Here is a 20,794-nt window from a genome sequence, read left to right as displayed (position 1 = left end):
GGACCTTCCGATAGAGTTCCACGATTAAAATACCCCCGCCCTCCCTGTCGCCAGAAAGGGCCAAAGTGGCAAAGTTTTACTCTGCCCGCAGCAGGACTATCCCGCCACTTCCGTGGCAAACTTTTGCACTGCCGTTCTCACCCGGTCCCGGCTCTGCCGGGATGTGCTATAGTCTTCCCTGCCGAAGTTCTGCAGTCGGTCAATGCGAAACCTATCTTGAAATCTCCGCACTTGATTGTCAGAAAAACATAGCCTATTTTCTGACATATGATGACGACGTCCGCCTCCGTTCCCGATCGAGTCATGAAGCGTGTCCGCGCAAGCGGACGCGGCAGCGTGTTCACGCCGCGCGACTTCCTCGATATGGCCGCACGTGCTGCGGTTGATCAGGCGCTGTCACGCCTGGCCAGGGCAGGCCATCTCAGACGGCTTGCCCGGGGGCTCTACGACTTCCCCAAGTTGCACCCCAAGCTTGGGGCCCTTACCCCTGCACCTGATGATGTGGCACAGGCTCTCGCCCGGGAAACCGGATCGCACTTGCAGATCGATGGCGCGCGTGCAGCGAATGCACTTGGCCTCTCGACTCAGGTCGCAGCCCAAAGCTCCTGGCTGACGGATGGGCCGTCCCGGCGCGTGGTTCTGGGTAAGCGCGTGGTCGATCTCCGTCATGCCTCACCCAAGCATCTGATCGCGCCTGGCAGCCCGGCAGGAACCGTAGTTCAGGCGCTGCGCCATGTGGGCGCTTCCCGTGCAGCAGATGTGCTACAAGTCGCTGCCCGAAGCCTCACCGACAGCGACAAGAGGACCCTCGCCAAAAGCGCCGCCCAAGCGCCCGCCTGGATGCGTGCCACCTTGCTGTCGATTGCCGATCTCGGGACGGGCGACCTCCTTGGATAAGGTCGCCCGCCTTTCCGCCGCGGACCGCGCCGCCCTCTTCGGGGAAACCGGTGCCGGTCGGGGCGTGGCGAACACCATCATCGAAAAGGACTTCTGGATCTGCTGGACCCTGCGGCGCATTTTCAACTTGCCGAAAGGCCCGACGGCTTCGCTAGTATTCAAAGGTGGAACTTCACTTTCGAAAGCCTTCAACGCGATCCGGCGGTTTTCCGAAGACATCGACCTTTCTTTTGATCGTGCCGAGCTTGGCTACGCCGGGGATCGCGACCCAGAGCAAGAAGGTCTCGGAAAGAACAAGGCCGCCAAGCTGATCGACAATCTGGTACGCGACGTCGAGACTCACATCGCCAACCAGCTGCTCCCAGCCTTGCAGTCAGCATTCGCCAAGGAACTGGGCGAACCAAGCGAAGGTGGGTGGTCGTTGGACATAGACCCCAACGACGCCCAAACTGTGAACTTTCACTACCCGGCAGCATTTGCGACCACCGAATATGCAGGCATGTCCTACATCACCCCTCGCGTGAAACTAGAACTCGGGGCGCGCGGTGATCCTTGGCCAACCGAGGAAAAGGTCATCCGACCGTACGCGGCCGAGGACTACCCGGCCTTTTTTGAGGATGCAGATACCACAGTCCGCGTGCTTTCAGCACGACGTACCTTCTGGGAGAAGGCGACGGCGCTCCATGCAGAAGCTCATCGCCCACCGGAATCGCCAACGCCGCAGTACTTCTCACGGCATTTCTATGATCTCGCGATGCTGCTCGACACCGACGATGGCAAGGCAGTCTGCAGCGACTACGAACTCTTGATGCAGGTGGCCAAGCACAAGGCTGTGTTTTTCCGTTCGGCATGGGCGAGCTATGCAACTGCCCGCCCGGGCACCCTACGCCTTCTGCCAAGTGAGGCACGCATCAAGGATCTGCGAGCCGACTATCGGGCCATGGCCCCGATGATGTTCGACGCGAAGCCACCGGCTTTCGACGAAATCATTGCGAGGATCGGGCACCTCCAAGACTTGGTGAACGGCTGAAGCCAATGCGGCGTGGCAGCCGTTAATCTCTAAAGCAAGAACGCCTTCGGCCCCGGTCATTCGACCGGGGCCTTTGCCTTGGCGATCAGTCTCCGCGGCGGGTGTTGGGGCGGGACCAGATGAGGCTCGAACCCTCGCCCTCTTCGTCATCAAAGAGGTTGGCGTAGATCGGGGCGGCGAAGCTCGGGTCGTCCAGCTTCAGGCCCAGGTATTCGCGGCCCTCGTTCGATTTCTTCGTCCAGGCGGCGCCGATCTCGGCGCGGCCGACCAGGACCCGGTGGGAGGGGGCGTTCTCGCCCGAGGCCCGCAGATCGGGGACGAGGCGCACACCCTTGGCCTGCAGGCTGAGGGTGAAGATTTCGCCGGTGTATTCAGTGCCGGTCTTCTTGAAGGTACCGATGGTCGCCATGTTCTTTCTCCGTTTTGCTCTGTTTCGGGCCCGCGTCCTTGCGGCCTCGATGGCGATCGACAGCCCGAAGGCGACCGGTGGCGCACCCCCCTCGCGGGGGCCAGACAGCACAGGAGGAACTTTCTTGCTTCGCGAGGAATGACGGTGCCCGCACCGGCAGGGGAAGAAAGTTGTGACGACGCTGTTGCGCCGAAGCGGTCGAAGCGAAGACGTCCTTCGGGCAGATCAGCCCATCAACAGAGGCCACTGGACGCGGGCTGGGACAGAGAGACAACGGAGATCAAGGCGAACCTGAAGGCCCGTCAAGAGAGACAGGACAGGCACCACCGGCGATAAAACCACCTCTGCCAGAAGTCTGGCCAGCTTGCGCCTCCCACCTGACTTGCGGCCTCGCGGCACCCGCCACTCCATTTGGTTCAGGTCAGCCAGAAAGATGGAAGATAAAGGACGACATCCGAACGAGTGCTGCGGGCGGGCAAGATGCAGGTAAATCCAAGCTGAGACCCTACCGCAACCGGCGCAACTCGATAATGATCTGACGGCGGGGCCCCTGCCCTCGCTTCCCGCCCCAATACCTGCCGTTTCAATGATCGATTGGCAAAGGTCCGTCGAAACCCGAGGCCATGACACCGCACCCACGCTTGAACGAAACACGAACAGGCCTTATGCTATAGCTACATTTTGTGAACGGAGATGCAGCATGACTCCATATCGTGATTGGGACCAGGATTCTGGCATCAGGGCTTATGAGCTTGGCTCGTCATATATGGATGTCGCATTCAAAGACGGCGCGATCTACCGCTACACCTCGGTTTCGGCCGGGCAGGCTAATCTCGACCGGATGATCGTGCTGGCACGGGCGGGGGATGGGTTGAACCAATTCATCAACCGGGCAGTGAAGAAGCGGTATTCCGAGCGGCTTGCCTGAAGGCATCACCTCTCCATACCTCCGCATGAAAAAACGGGGCGACCGAAGCCGCCCCGTTGAAAGTCATTCAGCGGCGATCAGGTGCTGGCGCTCCTCTTCGTCGTCGGGCTGGACTTCGTCATCCTCGGCGAGGAAGGCGGGCAGTTCAACGCTGACGTCCTCAGTCACGGCTTGCGTGCCAACATCGAGATCATCCAGGCGCAGCGGCTCCGGCAGCCAGCCTGAGCCATCGAGGAGGCGTTCCGCTTCGCGCGCCATGTCGCCCTTCTTCAGGTGGGCGATCAACTCAACGGCCTGCGCCCCTGCCCCTTCGCGCACGGCTTCCAGGATGCGGCTCTTGGTGACGCGGCCGAGATAGTTGGCAACGGTGGGTTTCCAACCCGCCTCGACCAGATCGAGCTGGGTGGTGCGTGCCAGGCGGTCTGCTTCGCGGAGACGACGGTCGAGGCCGTGCTGGCTGATCCCCATGCCGCTGTAGGGGTTCGGACGCTCATAGAGGGCGTTCACCCCGAAGCTGAGGCAATGGGCGAGGAGCGCCTGCCGGCTTGCCTCGTCCAGGGCGTGGAGCCAGTCCCAGAGCACGTCATCCCCCTGCCCCAGCGGTAAGTCAGAACGCCAGCCAGCGTGGCGCGCGTCGATGTTCTGCGCCGGGAAACTGTCGGCGAGATCGGCGGACTGCACCGGCAGATGGATTTCGCGCACAGTCGCCTCGATGGCCGCACCAGAGGCGCGGGAGACGAAGCAGTCGATGACAAGCTTGTGCAGGAGTGCCGTCATCGCAATGCGCGGGTTGTTGGCCACTGCGTCCCGCAGCGCCAGTGTGCGATGTGCCGTCAGCTCGATGACGAGCCGTTCGGGCAGCGGCTTGATTGCGTCGCCTTCGTCCTCTTCGTCCTCGGTCGGTCGGGTCTCACCGCCCATGTTGATCACTGTGGAATGGCTTGCGCCATGATCCGCATCCATTGGCGCGTTTTCATGGGGACCGTCTTCAGTCGCATCACCCGCAGGGACTTCGCGCAGTTCATCCTCGGGCCGGACAAATCCGCGTTCGATCAACAAGGTGCCGTCGCTGTCGATGCTGACGAAGGCCCCTGCCCTGCAAACCTGTTCCGGATCGAAGGCCATCGGGCGGCTGTCGAAGACGCCAAGGATGCGCTCGATTTCGCCAAGTCGCGCATCGACTTCTTCGGGCAGATCATCGGCCTCAGCATATTCAGCCTCCAGACGATCGTATTCAACGCGCAGCGCCTCGCGCGTGGCCCGCTCCTCATCGGTCAGATCGACCGTGGTGCCCAAAAGCTCGCGCAGGCCCATCGTGTGACCGTAGGGGAAGCCCACGGCGACCTCGATCCACTTCCAACCCTCGGCAGCGATGGCCTCGGCTTCCGCTTTCAACTTCTCGCTGACCAGCCGTTCCAACAGGACCGGGTCCTGCAGCCAACCGCCATCATCTTGCTGGAAGAGGTCACGCAGGACGAAGCCACCCGCAACCTCATAAGCGTCGAGCCCCAGGAAGCGGGCGCGCTTGTCCGATGCCCGCACGGCTGTTTCCGTTAGCATGCGACGGATCTGGTAGGGCTCCTTCGACCAGGAGTTCTTGACGGCATCCCAGACCTGCGCCTGCCGAGCGTGATCACCCGAGATCGTGAAGGCCATCAGCTGTTCCAGGGTCATGCCATCTTCGGCGTAGACCTCCAACAGCGCGGGGGCGACCGAGACGAGGCGCAAGCGCTGCTTGACGACCTTCACATCGACGAAGAAGGCGGCCGCGATGGCCTCTTCGGTCATGCCCTTCTTGCGCAGGACCTGGAAGGCGCGGAACTGGTCCAGCGGATGAAGCGGTGCCCGTTCAATGTTCTCGGCCAGCGAGACCTCGTCGATCAGCACGCCGTCATCGGCCGCGCTGACGATGCAGGGAACCGGTGCGGTCTTGGCAAGACGCTTCTGCTTCACCAGCAGCTCCAGAGCCCGGAAACGCCGCCCGCCCGCGGGCACTTCGAACTTGCCGATATCGGCCCCGTCCTCGCCGATCACCGGGCGCACATGCAGGCTCTGGATCAGGCCCCGACGGGCGATGGATTCGGCCAGTTCATCGACCGAGATGCCGGCCTTCACGCGCCGGACGTTGGACTGGCTCAGGACCAGGTTGTTGAAGGGAATATCCCGCGACGAGGCGAGGGTGATTTTCTGCATGTTGGTCATCGGACCAATCTCCGCGACAGGCGCCGAGAGCCTCTCTCTCGACTTCCAACCTGTCGAAAACCCCCTGCCCTCCCCTTCCTTTCTCCCACGGCCAGGCTTCAGAGATGACCAAGCCCGCGCAAACTGACTTCCCGGCCCGCGCCGACGATGATGTGGTCGTGCAGGGCCAACCCAAGCACGCCACAAGCCTTCTCCACCTCCTTCGTCATAGCTATGTCCGCCTCCGATGGTTCTGGGTCGCCGGATGGGTGATTGTGGACGAGGATCAGGGCCGAAGCATTGAGGTCCAAGGCACGCCGGACGACCTCGCGCGGATAGACCGGCACATGATCGACAGTCCCGACGCCAAGGCGTTCGTCGGAAATAAGCCGGTTCTTGCGGTCCAGGTACAGGACGTGAAACCGCTCGACTTCACCGCGCACCGAGAAGGCGCAATAGTCCATCACGGCCTGCCATGACGAAAGGACCGGGTTGCGGTTGATATGGCGGGCCAGGATTTCGCGGGCGGCGAAGATCGTGGCCTGTTCCTGCGCGCTCAGCTCGAAGCTGCCGGTGCGCCGGTTTAGGAAGGCAGTGGGGTGTTCTGAAAATCGGGACATGTAGACCTCATGTGTTGAGTCCGACCAGCATCAGCCCAACGGCAACGCGCTGCGCCGGCGAACTTGGCCGGGAAGGGGAAAGAGGGGACGTTCTGATGACAGGGGGCAGGCGATATCCGAGCCCCCTGCCCCGCTCCTCACCTCAGCTGACGCGATCGAGCAGCCTCTTGGCCCGGCTTTCCATGTCGAGACGCGCATCCTGCTGCGTTTTATCGCGTGCAAGTCTCGTAATCCCTTGAATAAAATCAAAAATACTCTCCGGAGGTCGGCCCTCTTCCATCAGCACCTTCTCGATAATCTTGCCGGATTCGGCCTTCGAGAAGCCCCGTTTCTTCAGGAAATCATCCCGGTCCTCATCGTTGCGCGCCACGATCTGCTGCCGTGCCGCCTTGATGCCATTCACAAAGCCCTGCGGCGAGGAGTTGGCGAACCGCGTCAGCGCCGGGGCCGCCTCATGGGCAAAGCGCGAGGCGGCATACTTCGAGTGGCGGATGGTGATCTCCTGAAAATCCTCGACACCCCAGAGGTTGCGGTTCTGGCAGACAGCCCGCAGATAAAAGCTCGCTATGCCGAGGGTCTTGGCTCCCACCTCAGAGTTCCAGCAGTAGAAGCCCCGGAAGTAGAGATCGGGGGAGCCGTCCGGCAGACGGCCCGCTTCGATCGGGTTGTGATCGTCGACCAGGAACAGGAACACATCGCGGTCCGAGGCATAGAGCGTGGTCGTGTCGCGGCTGATCTCGACATCGGGGTTGTAGACCCCGGTCGACCAATCGAGCACGCCCGGCACTTTCCAGCGCGTGTCGCCGGTGCCATTGCCCGCGATGCGCTGCACCGCCTCGACCAGTTCATGGTCATGGATGCGGCCATAGTCGGGGCCGGTCACGGCGCGCAGTTCTGTGCGGCCATCCTCGGTCTCAAAGGTTTTCACCTGTTCGGCGCGATGGTTGGTCAGACCGTATTGCAGGTTGATCCCTGCCAGCGGCGCGGGCAGCTGTCGGAGGTAGGACGCCGGAGCGCCGACGATGCTGGCGAGCTGACCAAAGGCCCAGTGCGTGGGCGCCACCGGCTCGTGCGCTTTCGGCAGTACCAGGTGCAACCGCTCAGCGCTGTCGCGCGTGGCCTCGACCCGGATGTCGGCCGTTTGGACCACCCGGCTGCGGCTGCGCTCGGACCGGCCCTTCACCGATGCCCAAAGATCATCGAGTGACAGATACCGCTCGTCATCGGGACGGTTGAACCATTCAGACGACACCCGCCCGTTCCGCTCACCCCGGCTCACATCCACCTTGTAGCCGCCGGTTGTCACCGGCCGCGCGGGTTGCAGGATTTCCATATTGTTCATAGCAGTCTCTCCGTGACGGGCGCCGGAAGCCTCTCTCCCGGCCTTGGCCCGTCATCAGACCCCCAGCCTGCCTCGAACTCTCGTGCCCTTGCCGCAATCTTAGCACCTTTCGGAAACAGACCAGATCTACCCGACAGGCTGCACCCGGAATGGTAGGTGCGCCAAACCTCGAAAGTCAGTTTACAGCTGCAAACCTTGACCTCTTTGCGGATCTTACAAGCGAGTTTAACGAGAATTCCCCCGCATCAGCCTTGAGGGCGAGTGCCCTAAGGTATGCACCTGGACGGTTGATCTTGTCTGAGCGTTGGACCAAGCAGAGCACACTCAGGGACGCCGCAAGTGGTCCCATCGCTCGTCTGACATGATCCATCAATTCCAAACCAATGCCGATCATTGGCGCAAGCGTTTCCCCAAGTTTGATCAGGTCTCGCCAACTGCGGACTGGTTCAGGTGAAAACGCGAGGCTTTCACTGGCTGCTTCTAAGCAATCTTCAAACGTCAGTTCGTCAACGCAAGGTTTGGGAGGCGCCTCGGGGTTGCTGTTTGAAATGACTGAAGGCTCTTTTTGACGTTCGCCTACAGATTCTAAGGATTCTTTATCTGTCTTCTGATGGTGGCGGTCATTTTGGCTGTTGCTGGCGGACACAACCACGATATCGGGTGCGTAAGGCTCAACTAGTTCAGCCAAAGATTTCTTTATGTTTACCAGTTCATTTGCCTGAATTGAGCGACGAAGCTGTCTCCGGATCTCGCGATCACTCTCGTCTGAAAGCTTCGGTTCTCCGCTGTGGAACCTCTGAGTTCCCAACTGATGCAGAAGATCGAGGATACGAGCCCGTTCTATGTCTCTCATCTCCGATTCAAGACGCATGGTCTCTGCGGTTTCCAGGATTTCGGACTTGCGTGCAAAGAGAGGCGACAACGTGAAACCGTATGCCGCGACGACTGTGCTCTTGTACCGAAGTGCAAATCGCTTCCCGTTTGGACTTCCGCGCCTTTCGATCAGGCTGGCATCGCATAGGCGGGCCAGGTGGCGACGGAGAGTTCGTTCATCCATACCATCAGCACGTTTCGCGAGCGCCTCGTTGGATGGCCAAACGAGAAATGGATCAGACCGTTGGTCCTGCGTCTTCGGGAGAAAGCTTAGAAGAGCGCGAAGAACGGTGATACTTGTGGATGTCAGGCCAAACTTCTCCCGACATGCAGCCAGAGCATCCAGGACTTCCCACGACGCTGATGTCGCACTCGATCTTTCGTTGTGTGTGTCGACTTTGGGAGGGGTAAGGAAAGTGGGGTAGGGGGCTTTGCGCATTGGTTTTCACGCAAACATGCGACTTCCCGTACCGATCAGGCTGTACCTGACGGTTTCCGAACGCAACGAAGGTCGGCAAAGGGCAAAATACCTTCGTTCACCGCTGACGCGGCGTTGACTTGCTAGGCGATTTGCGCGATTCTTCCCGTGCAGAACGTGGTCAGATCAGAGCGCCAACTCTGTTTGATCGGCAAATCGGCCTCTCGGGATAACTCGGGGGGCCGTTCTGTTTCTAGCGTGCCTCCTTGTTGGGGTTGCTGTTCACTTCAGATTGCCATTCATCATGCCATGCCTGCAGAAGGCGGTCGCCTTTGGCGACAAGCCATGAATGGAATTCGGGATTGTCTTTGGCTCGCACCGTGACTGCGAATGCAGACCGCGATGCTTTGACCCGGCCAACCGAGTTAGCCACGTCAGTCAGTTGCGGGCTCGTATGCGACGGCTTGGAACTCAGAATTGAGACCGCGCGAGCGAAGCGCATATCTGACGGATCGGGCCCCTCTTCCTGGTTTGCAGCTGCAAACTCGGGCCCACTCATGATCGCTGAGATGATAGCCTGACGATCTTCCGGGGCAAAGCTTGCCGTACGCCCGCGAATTGCGTCCGCGAGAGCACGCCAACGTGGGCGGCCAATGCCAGGAGCACGACCGATGGCGAGTATGATGTCTTCGCCCAGAGTCTCGACGACCATCTTCATCGTCGAAATAGTCGTTGCCTTCGGGGAACCCAAATCGATGTTCAGAGCGGATCGGATTGTACCGTCTTCAACGCCCGACTCTCTAAGCCGGTGGGCAAACATCGCTTTCTCGATAAAGGAAAGGTCCTGCCGGACCGAGTTCTCGATGCCCTGAGCGATGATCCGTTGCTCGTCATCCATTTGCGTGACCAGTGCGCGGACCTTAAGACCCAAAGCTCGGACTGCCGCGAGACGGCGCCGACCGTAGATGATACGGAAATACCCATCTTCAGCGCGTTGCACGAGAATAGGGATCTGCTGGCCGTGCGCTTTGATGCTTTCGACCAGATCGGCCAATGACGCATCATCGTAAGGTAGGCGGTCTTCGAACTCGGATTGGATGATCTGATCCGGTTCGAGTTCGGTGAGTTGAAGCCCCCGAGCGAGGCCGCTCTCTACGGCCCCAAGCGCGGCTGATTGCAGGATGCTTTTCGAATGCGGACGGGCAGGGGGGTTGATCAGGGCCTCCAGGGTGCCCTTGAAGACATCTTTACGTGCCATCAGTTGCGCCCCCATGCAGCCTGAACCAGGCCTTCCAATTCGCTTGTCACCTGATTGATCGACTCCACCGCGCGGTCATAGGTGTTGCGGTTGAACTCACTCCGATCTACTTCATATAGTGTTTGTTGGGTAAGGCCTGCGTCCGAAACCGCTGTGGATTTCAAGAAGGTGTTGGTCATGACCTGCTCGGCGAAAAGCGCACGCAGAAATCCAGCCATCTGCGCTTGAGGCCCGTCAGACGGTTCAAACCGGGTGATCAGAAACTTCAGGTTGTCGTACTCAAGAGACGCCCCATAGCTGGCGACAACATTCAGTAGCCCAGCGGTCATTTGCAGAAACTGGTTCATCGAGGCGATATCCAGCATCGACGGAATGACGGTGATCAACACTGTCGTCGCAGCAATCAGGGCGCTCATAGTCAAGAACCCAAGTTGCGGCGGACAGTCGATCACGACGATGTCATAATCCGCTTCCACTTGATCAATGGCGAGCCCCAAGCGTTTGAAAAACATAGGCTCTCGACGTTCGTGGAGAGCTCTGGGCGTTTCGTGTTCGAACTCGGCCAATACAAGCCCGGCCGCCGCGAGATCCAGATTCGGGAAGTAGGTCTTGCGGATGACCTCCCTCATGGGAACGGGATCCTCGTAACGGATCGCATCGTAGATGTTTCCGCCACCTTGAAATTCCGTTTCGGGAGTATACCCGAACATCGTCGTCAAACTGCCCTGAGGATCGATGTCGATCGCCAAGACGCGATAGCCGCGAAGGGCAAGGCGCTGTGCCAAATGGATGGACGTGGTGGTCTTGGACGACCCACCTTTGTAGTTGGCTACAGCAATAACCTGGACGCGGTCACCCTCACGGCGCCCCGGCAAAAAGGTCCCCCGTTTTCGCGACTGCTCTTCGAGAGACCGCCTAATGCCAATCAGGTCGGCGGCGGTGTACATACGGCGGCCGCGAGCATCAGCTTCTACAACGGGGATCTTGTCATCGAAATGGAGCTTGCGCAGGCGGGCAGGGTCGATTCCCAACAATTCAGCCGCTTCACCAGCCGAAAATGCCCTCAGTTCCTTTCGTGCGTCAGGCATGAAGCTTGTACGCATGTGATTTTCAAGCGCGACGGCAAGGCGGTCGGCATTCTCTTGAATGATCTCGTCAATCCGGCGAACGCCAGCCATACTGCCCCCGTTGCTCCGGCCTCACGGAGCGCACTTTGCCGCGCTACCGCAGCTTTTCGTTTTGAACGCTCTGCACCCTGAAAAACCATGCGCAGCGTTCTTTTCCTATGAATGGCACCAAACATTGCCCTCAATCAAGAAAATTCTGCCCGACATGTCGTTCCTTCGTGACGAGCTGCTACAGGATGTGGTGGTGCGACTTAATCCAAAGACTCGAGAAAATAACGTAATAATATGAATTCAAACAATAAATTATCATGCTGGGCACTTTTGGCCTAGAGGCAACGTCGCCCATCGCCACAGCATATGCGCGATCAATATGCGGGGTTCGAGCCCCTTTGTTGAAGCGTAGACGATTCGGCGGAGTCTTCGACAAGAACAAACCCAGTCAGGGTTCAGATGAGGGAGAACACACAACTGTCGCTGACCGCAGGCGGTGCCCGTCCGCCAATTTGATCTCGATGAGGTTCCAAACGACATGCGCTGCCGGTGCTGGCCCCGCATCCGCGACGCTCTGTACTGGCAGAAACAGTTACTCCGACGGTGAGGACACTGTCAGTGCCTGTTCCGGCGCATAGCGAGCATCACGCAACCATGTGAAGATCAGATTGGCATTCACCGCATAGCGCAGCGCAACCTACGCAACCGAAACACCCGGTGCAGTCGTCTGGAAACAGATCGACCGCTCTCGTCATCCGTCCAGAGCCGCTTCGTCCGCCGCGCCACGCCATCACGGAAGTACCTCTATCCATCGCGGACACTTTCTCACACTCTTAAATCGCAGCAGGGCGGTCAGACCGGACGCTTACGGAACACTTTTGCTGACTACCTCTGGAGCAGTAAGCCCAGCCTCTCCGCCCGCTCCAGCAGCATCTTCACGGATGACGGCTGCCAGCTTGTCCGCCCGCGGGGCGTGCGCTCGCGCATCGCCTCCAGCCGGGTGCAAATCGCCTGAAGCGTGATGTCGGGGTCCGCGCCCTTGATAGCGGCGACGATGGCGGGCAGGCGGTCGTCGGTCTCGCGGCGGCCGGCGCGGGCGAGCACAGTCTCGAGCAGAAAGCCATCGCCGACATAGGCATTCACGGCGCGCAAAAGGCGGCTTTGCGTCCACTGGCGATCGCGGGGCAGGGGGCCGTTGATGATGCGTACCACGTCTTCCCAGGCCAAGTCGGGGCGCAGGCGACGGACATGGGGAACCCAGTCCTGTGCCGTCTCGTTCAAGCGTTTCATGTAGCCGTCCTGCCGCGCCAGCCTCACCTTGCGCAGAGCCGCTGGATCCCGGGCACGCAGGCCCGGATTGCCGCCAACCCGGCCTTTGGTTCGTGCGCTGGCCAGCCCGGCCTTGGTGCGTTCGCGGATCAGGGCGCGCTCGAACTCGGCCGCGGCGCCCAAGACCTGCAAAGTGAACTTGCCCTGCGGAGACGACGTGTCGATGGGATCGGTCAGCGAGCGGAAGAAGGCGCTCTTGGCCTCCAGCCGTTCGATCACCTCGAGGAGGTGGGAGAGTGACCGCGCCAGACGGTCGATGCGCACCACCACCAGCGTGTCGCCCTTGCCGATCCGCTCCAGCACCCGCGCCAGCACCGGTCGTGCGCGGTTCCCGCCCGAGGCCTGCTCCTCGTGGATCTCGACGCAGCCTGCGGATTTCAGGGCCTGCGACTGGGGCAGGGGGGTCTGATCCTCGGTTGAGACGCGCGCATAGCCGATCAGGGGCATCAAAACAGGCCGTTTGCAGTTTCAGATACCACTAATAAACGACCGTTTGTAAACGAATGCAAGGGCGCGATCTCTGGCGCTGCTTACCGGAAAGCTCTTGGTTTCCATACAATGAGCGCGATCAGAGAGCCCTCGCCGACCATCGCCCGCGCGTGCTATATAGGGAGCGTGGGCACACTCTGAAAAAACCCTTGGGTAATCTGCAAAATAGTATTATTTTGCATATATGAAGCCTCAAGCACCTGACTTCCATGATGATTCTGACGCTCTCTTCCTCGATGCTGAGGAGGCGGAACAGTCGTCCGAGGATGATCTTTGGTTGTCGCGTTTAGCTCCCGATTTCAATTGAAGCAGTAAGCTGAAACTGAAGCGCTGGAATTTCACCTTAGCGCTTCACCAACGCCTCAAGATTCCTGGTCTTCACAGCCCTGCCGCTTTGGTCAGGTTCACCCGGAACCTGTCGCGCCTGCGCTGGTAGCGCCGGGTCATCTCGGCCGACGCATGTCCTAGGTGCTTTTGAACATAGCGCTCATCAACCTCTGCCGACGAGGCGAGCCCGGCACGCAAGGAATGCCCTGAGAACATTGCCAACCGTTTGGCTTCCGGCAAATCGGATCTGACACCACTCTTAAGAACGGTTGCCTTGATCAGTCTTGCGACGTGCTTGTCGGAAAGGCGCGCCTCGAGGGCGCTTTTGCCGTCCCGCGAGGTGCGCACGAAGACTGGGCCAAAGCCGATCTTGGCAAAGTGTAGCCATTGCTCCAGCGCGTGGACGGGACAGGTCTGGTCGCTTGAGCCGCGCCCGACCTCGACCTCGCGCCACCCGGTCTTGGCGTTAAGCGTGAGCAGCGCGCCTTTGTCGAAGATCTCCAGCCAGCCGCCGGAGTCCGGTGTATCATCCTTGTGTATGTCGAGGTTGACCACCTCCGACCTGCGCAGGCCGCCTGCATAACCCAGAAGCAAGATCGCCCGATCTCGGAGCCCGCGGAGATCGTAGGGCAGGGTGGCCACCATGGCCTGGATATCCTCAGGCAGGATAGCTTCCTTCTGAACCGGCGGGCGCGCATGCTTGCGTTTGATCCCAGCCAGAACAGTGGCGATGTGGCGATTCTTGCGATCAAGAGTGAAGCCGCGCTGCCTATAGTTCCAGGAAAGCCCCGAGAGACGACGCTCGATCGTGGAGACCGAAAGGGCAGGGGTCTTCCCGGTTGGTGCAGCCAGATCAGCCACATAAAGTCCAATCATCTCGGGTGAGGGGGGCAGAGGTTCTGTGCCTTTCAGTCGGCACCAGCGGGTGAAGTGTTTCCAGTCGGCGGCGTAGGCCTTGTTCGTGTTCCCAGCAGTCGAGGCCTCAGCGTAGTCCCGGGCGGTATCGATCAGCCGGTCGAGCGCGCCGGAGCCGGCCACATTGGCGGGCAGGGCGATTGAGGCTCGATCCCGAGAGGTTCTCTCGTCGTGTTCGTCACCGTTCAACGAGTCATAGGACGCTGAGCTCGAAATCTCGGACTCCGACCCGCCCAAACCCTCGATTTTGGTGCTGCTAGTTGTGAGACTACCCATGTTTTTGAGCATATCATTTTTACGTCCGATAACGCAAGGTTATCGGACATTATGGCAAAAGATAGAGTGAGGCGTTTTCTGTGCTATTTTCTGGAGAAAAGCGCCGCGATGGTTTAGGCTTCAGTCATGACATTTGCCCGACCGGAACACTCCATCGACACAGACACTCTACCCCGGATGCCCGCCTGGGTCACCTCGGCACGGGTTGAAACCCTTGAAGATGTGGCGTTTTTGTCGGGCGCTGCGTTGAACCACTTGCATGTTGTGCTGGGATGCGCGGAGGTGCCCCAAGCCTTGTTGCGGGAGCGGCTCGCGCTGTGCGCAGCTGAGGCTTGTGTTGCGTTTTCTGGCCGACGGGAGCGGGCAGGGGAACTGCGCGATGCAGCGCACCTTCTGCGTCCCGGCGATCTACCCGGACCGGCAGGTGAAACCTATCTGATCTGGCGGCGCGCGGTGGAGCGGCCGGTGGCGGTCAAGGCTCTGGGCCGAGCCTTGTCGGCCTTCGAGCCGGGCCAGATCGCGACGTGGCTCGATGCGGGGGTGGGGGCGCCGGTCAAACGAGCAGCACTGGTGCTGGAAGCTGTTCTGCGCGAGGCGCCACGTGCTGACGAAGCTGCGCTGATCCTCGCGGATGCTGCACTCGCCCAGGCGCTTGGTTGGGATCATGTCGTGCCGCTGCTGGCGGCTGGCCTGAAACGTGCCGACCTGCGCAAGCAAGGCGACGAATTGAAGCTCGCCTGTCATCGGGCGCTCGTGTCATCGGCGGCCGAGGCCGTGCGTCTCTCCACCAACCTCGCGCGCCGGGCGGCGCATCTGAAGGCGGTCGCACCAAAGCTTCGGGCCAAGGGGGCGGCCGACGCCGTCGAGATATTCCTGAAACAGGACGCGGTCGCTCCCTCAGTCTTGCCTTTGCCGGACCGCGCGGCGCGGCGGCTCTGCGACCGGCTGGTCGATCTCGGCGCTGTGCGCGAACTGACTGGCCGCGACACCTTCCGGCTCTACGGGGTGTAACGATGGCCAAGGATCGCTCCGAGCCTGAATTTGACCGCGAGTTGTCCGACCTGCCGCCGGAGCTGCGCTGGCGCGAATGGATGCGGCGGATCGAGGCGGTACTGTTTGCCTCTGCCTCGCCTGTACCGCGCGAGGATCTGGCGCGCATAGTGGGGCAGGCGACCTCGGTTGATCTGCTGATCGAGGATCTTGCCGCCGATCTAGAAGGGCGGGCGTTCGAGATTGCCATGGTCGCAGGGGGGTGGATGTTCCGGACGCGGTCTGTTTACGCGCCTGCGATCCGCTCCGCAGCGGATGTCGGGGACCAGTTGCTGGACCTGAACGAGTTCGACGTCGCGATTTTGGCGGCCATCGCCTACCATCAGCCAATCACGCGCGATGGGCTGAAGGACATCTTCGGCAAGGAGATCGGTCGGGACCTGATCGGGCGGCTCCATGCACACGGTCTGATTGGAACTGGGCCGCGCGCGCCGCGTCGTGGTGCCCCCTATACCTTCGTCACCACAGACGCGTTCCTCGCGGCCTTCGGGTTGGAGAGCTTGCGGGACCTGCCGGATCCTGAACAGCTGAATGATGCCGGGCTGGCCGCGCGCGCCTGAAACTCACCGGGAATTTTTACAGCGCTTGCCGCTGCTGATCGAGCCGCGCGGCCGCCTGAACGAGATCCGCCAAATGCGGGCCAGCGGTGGTAGAGCAAGGCCCAGCTTTGGGCCGAGGCAGGACGGCATCGCTGAAAGATGTGACCAGTCCGCTCCAAGCTGGCGCAGCCTGAACGACGCGTTTCCAATAGATAATCGCGGAACTTCTTCTCTTTTCGAACGGCGTCGACCGCCCTTCCGCCAATTTCTGAAACAGCTGATAGCGATCCCGATGAGAGAGGCGCGCGATGGACATTGGCCGTCGACTAAATTGAAAGCAGGCTGATCCAAGAAGGTCCGGGAGTGATCGCCCCTCTGCCATTCGATGCCCTGATGCCTGCAGACGAAGCAGATCGTCGATCAGACGCTCAAGACGCCGAACCCCATTGGTGGCAGGACGGATGCGTTTGCAGAGGGCCGCGCCGCACCAGGCGCAGATCTGATGCGGCACAAGACGCTTCTGGCTGAACGGAGCCAATCCTTGTCCGCAGGATGGGCACCTGTCCCGAAGTCGGCAGCTGTGGCGAAAGCAAGAAACGCGTGTCGCGAGGCGCCAGTCTCGGCGAAAATAGGGCGTTTCGTCTTCCGCCAGACAGGCCGGGCAGAATTGCAGCCAGGTCGCCTGCGTCTTTGGTGCGCAACTCTGCTGAGGCGATGCCCGCAGGGGCAAACGCAACCGGGCCAAGGGGTCAGGAGCAATGGTCAGAGCCGCGATGTCTTCCAAGGGTATGTGGGTATGCTCTCGCAGAAACTGCAGGATGCGATCGGGCAACGCCCGATCAAGCCGCGCCGACCAGTTCTCACCCGGCGCTCCGAGAAGCGTGCCAAAATAGTGCGGAGGTATGCCGTTCGCGTAGGCGAGGCGGTGCAGCCAACTCGACAGAAGTTCACCTGGTGCGGGCATAATGCTCACTGGCCAACGGCTTCCCGCCACACTTTCATACCGCTCTGCAGATGTGACGGATATCTCGGTCGGCCCAAACCTCATGTCATATCGTGACGCAAAGCGGAATTACGGCGCCTCGAGAGAGGCACATAGCCGAGGTCCCACAGGGTTGCGCCCGTGATCCGGCCCTCACCGCGCGAGATTGCCGCCACTGCGGCACGGGTGACGATCTCGACAACCTCGCCGATCAGCCCCTCTGACAGATCATGGATGATCTTCGCCAAGGGTTCGCGCGACAGATCGGAGGTGTCGGCGAGCGGCAGACTGGCTTCCAGGCTGTCGAGAAGCGTCGCGAATTCCTCGTCATACGCCCATCGTGGAATGGGGATCGTATCGAAACGTGAGCCCATTTCGTCGGTGTCATGCACCGCATCGTAGATCGCGATTTCGCCGACAAGGACGGGTGAGATGTCATGCACCCGTGCGATCCGCCGCAAGAACGAGAAGATGGCCTTCACATCCTGGCGCCGCCCGCGCAATGCGCTGTGGAACTCGTCGAAGATCAAAAGGCGCGGCTTCAGGCGCTCCAGAAGATGATCGACCTGATCGCCGGCGCGGGACAGGCTGCGCCAGCCCGCGGCTTGTGGCGCGCGCAATCCGGACAGGATGCTGGCATAGAAATGCGACAGGCCTGCACCTTCCCGGGTCTGGATCACCCACACCTTTTGCTGGTCGGCGGTACGCAGATGTTCGATGGCGAAGCGTTCGGCGATCATGGTCTTGCCGTTGTGGTAGGGACCGGCAAGCAGCAAACCGCGTGGGCGCAGCGATGGCGGTCGCTCGAGCAGCAGTCGCATCGCGTCATGCGCCGCGCCGGCGGCCGGATGGCTGATCCAGCGCGGCGCGCGAACATGGGCGATCCGCACTGCGTCATCGGCCTGCAAGAGCGGGATTATGGCGGGCATGAGGTGATCCGGCACCCTACCAATCCTCGACAGGGAAGACCCGCCGAGGGCGATCCGGATCGAGCTTTTCTTGGGTCGGGACGGAAGGCGCGGCGAAGTCGGCATAAGGCTTCTTTGCCTCGGTGGCATGCCGGGCGCGGGTCATCTCCTTCAACCGGCTTTTGGGGGTTTTGGCGGCGGCAGCAGTGGCTGCGATTTCGCGTCGGATGGCTGATGCCTCCTGCACAGGGCGCCGCTGGATTTCACGCCGCTGCTGTCGATCCGCCTGGTGCTGCCAAAGCGTGATCGGCTCGGCCAGTCCGTCCCGTCGCCTGACCGGCCGCCAGGCCTGCGTATCCGGATCCTTGACGTAGACATGGCTGATGTCGCGAGGATCATAGCACAGATCGAGCGGCTCCAGCCGGTCACGACGCGCAACCAGCGGGCCAAGCCAGGGCTCGAAATAGTCGATGGCGAAGAGACTGATGCCCTGAGGTGAAATTTTCCGCGTCTTGCGTGGCAGGAAATTCAGCAGCACATCGACAGGCGCATCGATAGGCCGGTCCTTCGGCTGGAACCGATCTTCCCACTCTTTCGCCGGAACGGTCAGCCTGCGCGCATTCTGGCTCAGGTTGTGGTCGATGATCGCGAGCGCGATGCAGCGTTCAAGATCCGCGAAGCTGAGCCGTGCCCGCGCTTCCGAGGCATAGTCGCCCCGATCCGCGATGGAACGCCCCGTCTTGCCGGGCAAGGCGCGTAGCGCGGTGTTCACTTTCCCAAGCAGGCGTTCCACGACTCCGCCCCGATGCACGGTGCCCTTGTTCCGCATGCGTATGGCGATGCCATAGTCCGCGCATCCTCTGCTGAAGGTGCTGCTCTGGAACTCCTTGGCGGAATCGACGACGATTTGCTTCGGGCGACCGTGCATCGGCCAAGCATGATCGATACCGCGTTCTGCCAGCCAGTCAATCTTGCAGCACATCGCGTGCGCCAGACAAAGCGCGACAGACAGTCGTGACGGCCGCTCGAGGGTCAGGCAGAAGCCGATGATCGCGCTCGTGGCCACATCTGCAGCGATGGTCAGATAGGGACGACCAACGAAGACACCGTGGTCATCAATCACCTCAACAAATTGGATGTCTGCCGGCGTGTGATCGATCTGGACAACGTCGAGCGCGTGGTTAGCCCGGATGTAGCCCGGTCGCGCCTTCAGCCGGTGCAGGTGTTTACCATCCGACAGGCGGCGGCGGGCAATTTCTTCCGGGGCGAACAGAATGGGGATCCGCCGGGCGACAGTGACATAGGCGGGTGGAGTGTGCCCTTCCTCTGCGCAGCGGGTGCGGATCTCTTCAACGATCGGTGCAAGGTCCGGCTGCTCCGGGCGCAACCACATCTCCCGCAGGGTCACCGCGATGATGTTCTCGACTGCGGGGTTGATCCTTGGTTGTCTTGTTCCACTCCTTCGCGGCAGAAGGGACGATACCCTGCGCTCTTCCCGATACCGCGCCAGATAGTTGTAGACTTGGCGTGTCGAGAGCCGCAGCTCGGATGCCGCGCGCATCACGGCCTCACGCACCGGCGCCGCTCCGTCAAGAATCCGGTCCAACTCGCGCGCGGTACGCGTCGCCTTGGCCCACGCTTCATCCGAGGCATGCGCTTCGCCGGACGTCATCGATATGAAACTTCCGAGACCGGCTGGGTCATGCGCCAACAGGGCGGCCACTTGCTGAAATACGTAGCCAAAATTGAAGCCTTAAGCTGAAAAATGATGTGTGCTTACCCCGTATCATCCAGAAATCACGTAATAATCATGTGCTGAAATGGTGAAGAAAATGCGACACTTGTGGTTTCTGCCGGGTCCCATGGGCGAGGAGCCGGATTACCTTGCCCCAGTACCAAGGGCACAGGTTGCTGAAACATCCGTCATCAATGATTGGCTCGCAGCACAAGCATCAGATGCGGCGCGTCTTGCTCGAGTGGCTGGCCGGCTCGGCTCCCTTGACGATCGTCTTCGCCGCGGTCCTGAGGGGTGGCGTCACCGGCTTGCGCAAATCGAGGCTGCTGATCTCAGCTGGTTGGTCGGCGACAGAGTTGGTTTGGATCGCCTTGCCTTGTGGATGTCTTTACGCCTGTCAGGCGCAGACGATGACATGGCTGCACTCGCGCGCGTTGGTTGGGCCGTCCGTCGCCTCACGGGCGGGCCGGGACCGCAGGATAGTCTTGGTGCGTTTCTTGACCGTCGTGACCCTGAAAACATAACGGATGACGCTGAACCTTTTGCCGGTCGCGCTGCTGGATGGTCCGACTTGATGCAGGCTGCGGATGATCTGCATCCAATTGCGCGGGCCTGCATGGGCTTTCATCTGTGGAGCTCGGCAGGTCTCGGTCATCAAGGCGATCAAATGGAAGCCGCAGTAACTGCGGCACGGATTGCGGCAAGCGAAGGAAAAGGGGTAGTCTTTGCACCATTGGCCATGGGCGGGGCAGGGGGGATACGTGCCAGTGGCCCACCTGCCATGCGATTGCGCCGTTGGCTGGATGGCATGGAGGCCGCAGCTCTCACAGCAATGCGCCACCTTGACGACATCGAGGCATGGTCCGCGCGGTCTGAAACGATAATGATGTCGCTGTCAGGCAAAACACCACCGGCCTTGCGCGCAGTGCTGACGGAATGGCCACTGGTATCGGCCCCGATGGCTGAAAAGCTGACAGGCGCCAGCAGAGCAGCGGTTCAGCGCAATCTCACCTGGATGGAACAGAAGGGCCTGATCCGTGAGCTGACCGGGCAGGGGCGGTTCAGGATGTGGCGCGCCCTGAACTGAAGGCCCTGAGCGCAGTGTCAGCCGTCAGGCAAAGGCAGGAGGTTCTGTCGCAAACTTTGGCGTGATGGTCTATCAGGCAGCGT

General features: G+C 60.8%; 18 protein-coding genes. 6 read left to right on the top strand and 12 right to left on the bottom strand.

Going from position 1 to position 20,794, the window contains the following annotated elements; translation table 11 throughout:
* Nucleotides 1-303 precede the first annotated feature (303 nt).
* On the top strand, nt 304-897 hold the full coding sequence (locus tag Q8K08_RS13910; protein WP_305250429.1) for a DUF6088 family protein: 594 nt from the start codon (nt 304-306) through the stop codon (nt 895-897).
* The gene (locus tag Q8K08_RS13905) at nt 890-1,927 is read left to right on the top strand and encodes a nucleotidyl transferase AbiEii/AbiGii toxin family protein (protein WP_305250428.1); all 1,038 of its coding nucleotides are present in this window, start codon (nt 890-892) and stop codon (nt 1,925-1,927) included. The genes Q8K08_RS13910 and Q8K08_RS13905 overlap by 8 nt, the downstream gene beginning before the upstream one ends.
* Before the next feature lie 85 nt (nt 1,928-2,012).
* On the opposite strand, the gene Q8K08_RS13900 is transcribed toward Q8K08_RS13905, so the two are convergent.
* A complete protein-coding gene (locus tag Q8K08_RS13900) occupies nt 2,013-2,336 on the bottom strand; it encodes a DUF736 domain-containing protein (RefSeq protein ID WP_305250427.1) in 324 nt (107 codons plus the stop codon).
* 700 nt (nt 2,337-3,036) lie between these two features.
* On the opposite strand from Q8K08_RS13900, the gene Q8K08_RS13895 reads away from it, so the two are divergent.
* Nucleotides 3,037-3,264 carry a hypothetical protein gene (locus Q8K08_RS13895; RefSeq protein ID WP_305250426.1) on the top strand — a complete coding sequence of 76 codons (228 nt, stop codon included), beginning with the start codon at nt 3,037-3,039 and terminating at the stop codon, nt 3,262-3,264.
* Nucleotides 3,265-3,327: 63 nt separating this feature from the next.
* On the opposite strand, the gene Q8K08_RS13890 is transcribed toward Q8K08_RS13895, so the two are convergent.
* The 8 genes from Q8K08_RS13890 to Q8K08_RS13855 all read right to left on the bottom strand — a co-directional run bounded on the left by Q8K08_RS13890 (nt 3,328) and on the right by Q8K08_RS13855 (nt 14,422).
* On the bottom strand, nt 3,328-5,466 hold the full coding sequence (locus Q8K08_RS13890; protein ID WP_305250425.1) for a ParB/RepB/Spo0J family partition protein: 2,139 nt from the start codon (nt 5,464-5,466) through the stop codon (nt 3,328-3,330).
* Between the two features lie 98 nt (nt 5,467-5,564).
* On the bottom strand, nt 5,565-6,065 hold the full coding sequence (locus tag Q8K08_RS13885) for a RadC family protein (RefSeq protein ID WP_305250424.1): 501 nt from the start codon (nt 6,063-6,065) through the stop codon (nt 5,565-5,567).
* A 142-nt stretch (nt 6,066-6,207) separates the two neighbouring features.
* Entirely contained in the window at nt 6,208-7,398 is a 1,191-nt protein-coding gene (locus tag Q8K08_RS13880) for a DUF932 domain-containing protein (protein WP_370870550.1), read from the bottom strand.
* 184 nt (nt 7,399-7,582) lie between these two features.
* Nucleotides 7,583-8,719, bottom strand: coding sequence for a plasmid replication protein RepC (gene repC, locus Q8K08_RS13875; RefSeq protein ID WP_305250422.1), 1,137 nt, complete (start codon nt 8,717-8,719; stop codon nt 7,583-7,585).
* A 232-nt stretch (nt 8,720-8,951) separates the two neighbouring features.
* Complete coding sequence (gene repB / locus Q8K08_RS13870) at nt 8,952-9,971, bottom strand: plasmid partitioning protein RepB (RefSeq protein WP_305250420.1); 1,020 nt, start codon at nt 9,969-9,971, stop codon at nt 8,952-8,954.
* Nucleotides 9,956-11,134, bottom strand: a complete 1,179-nt coding sequence (gene repA, locus Q8K08_RS13865; protein WP_305250419.1) for a plasmid partitioning protein RepA — start codon at nt 11,132-11,134, stop codon at nt 9,956-9,958. Before repA ends, repB begins: the two co-directional genes overlap by 16 nt.
* An 825-nt stretch (nt 11,135-11,959) precedes the next feature.
* The gene (locus Q8K08_RS13860; protein ID WP_305250418.1) at nt 11,960-12,850 is read right to left on the bottom strand and encodes a recombinase family protein; all 891 of its coding nucleotides are present in this window, start codon (nt 12,848-12,850) and stop codon (nt 11,960-11,962) included.
* A 420-nt stretch (nt 12,851-13,270) separates the two neighbouring features.
* Entirely contained in the window at nt 13,271-14,422 is a 1,152-nt protein-coding gene (locus Q8K08_RS13855; protein ID WP_305250417.1) for a tyrosine-type recombinase/integrase, read from the bottom strand.
* Between the two features lie 114 nt (nt 14,423-14,536).
* Here Q8K08_RS13855 and Q8K08_RS13850 point away from each other — a divergent pair, with 114 nt between their 5' ends.
* Both Q8K08_RS13850 and Q8K08_RS13845 read left to right on the top strand, forming a co-directional pair.
* Nucleotides 14,537-15,421, top strand: a complete 885-nt coding sequence (locus tag Q8K08_RS13850) for a DUF1403 family protein (protein WP_055688038.1) — start codon at nt 14,537-14,539, stop codon at nt 15,419-15,421.
* A 2-nt stretch (nt 15,422-15,423) separates the two neighbouring features.
* A complete protein-coding gene (locus tag Q8K08_RS13845) occupies nt 15,424-16,020 on the top strand; it encodes an SMC-Scp complex subunit ScpB (protein WP_305250416.1) in 597 nt (198 codons plus the stop codon).
* 16 nt (nt 16,021-16,036) lie between these two features.
* On the opposite strand, the gene Q8K08_RS13840 is transcribed toward Q8K08_RS13845, so the two are convergent.
* The 3 genes from Q8K08_RS13840 to Q8K08_RS13830 all read right to left on the bottom strand — a co-directional run bounded on the left by Q8K08_RS13840 (nt 16,037) and on the right by Q8K08_RS13830 (nt 19,561).
* A complete protein-coding gene (locus tag Q8K08_RS13840; protein ID WP_305250432.1) occupies nt 16,037-16,963 on the bottom strand; it encodes a TniQ family protein in 927 nt (308 codons plus the stop codon).
* 80 nt (nt 16,964-17,043) lie between these two features.
* Nucleotides 17,044-17,910, bottom strand: coding sequence for a TniB family NTP-binding protein (locus tag Q8K08_RS13835; RefSeq protein ID WP_305250415.1), 867 nt, complete (start codon nt 17,908-17,910; stop codon nt 17,044-17,046).
* Between the two features lie 16 nt (nt 17,911-17,926).
* The gene (locus Q8K08_RS13830) at nt 17,927-19,561 is read right to left on the bottom strand and encodes a transposase (protein WP_305250414.1); all 1,635 of its coding nucleotides are present in this window, start codon (nt 19,559-19,561) and stop codon (nt 17,927-17,929) included.
* Nucleotides 19,562-19,709: 148 nt separating this feature from the next.
* Between Q8K08_RS13830 and Q8K08_RS13825 the strand changes: the two genes are divergently transcribed.
* The gene (locus Q8K08_RS13825; RefSeq protein WP_305250413.1) at nt 19,710-20,711 is read left to right on the top strand and encodes a helix-turn-helix domain-containing protein; all 1,002 of its coding nucleotides are present in this window, start codon (nt 19,710-19,712) and stop codon (nt 20,709-20,711) included.
* Nucleotides 20,712-20,794 lie beyond the last annotated feature (83 nt).

Source organism: Pseudotabrizicola sp., from assembly GCF_030684215.1.
GTDB lineage: Bacteria > Pseudomonadota > Alphaproteobacteria > Rhodobacterales > Rhodobacteraceae > Pseudotabrizicola.
Note: the sequence above shows the minus strand (reverse complement) of the source record. Positions and strands in the feature narration are given on the sequence as shown.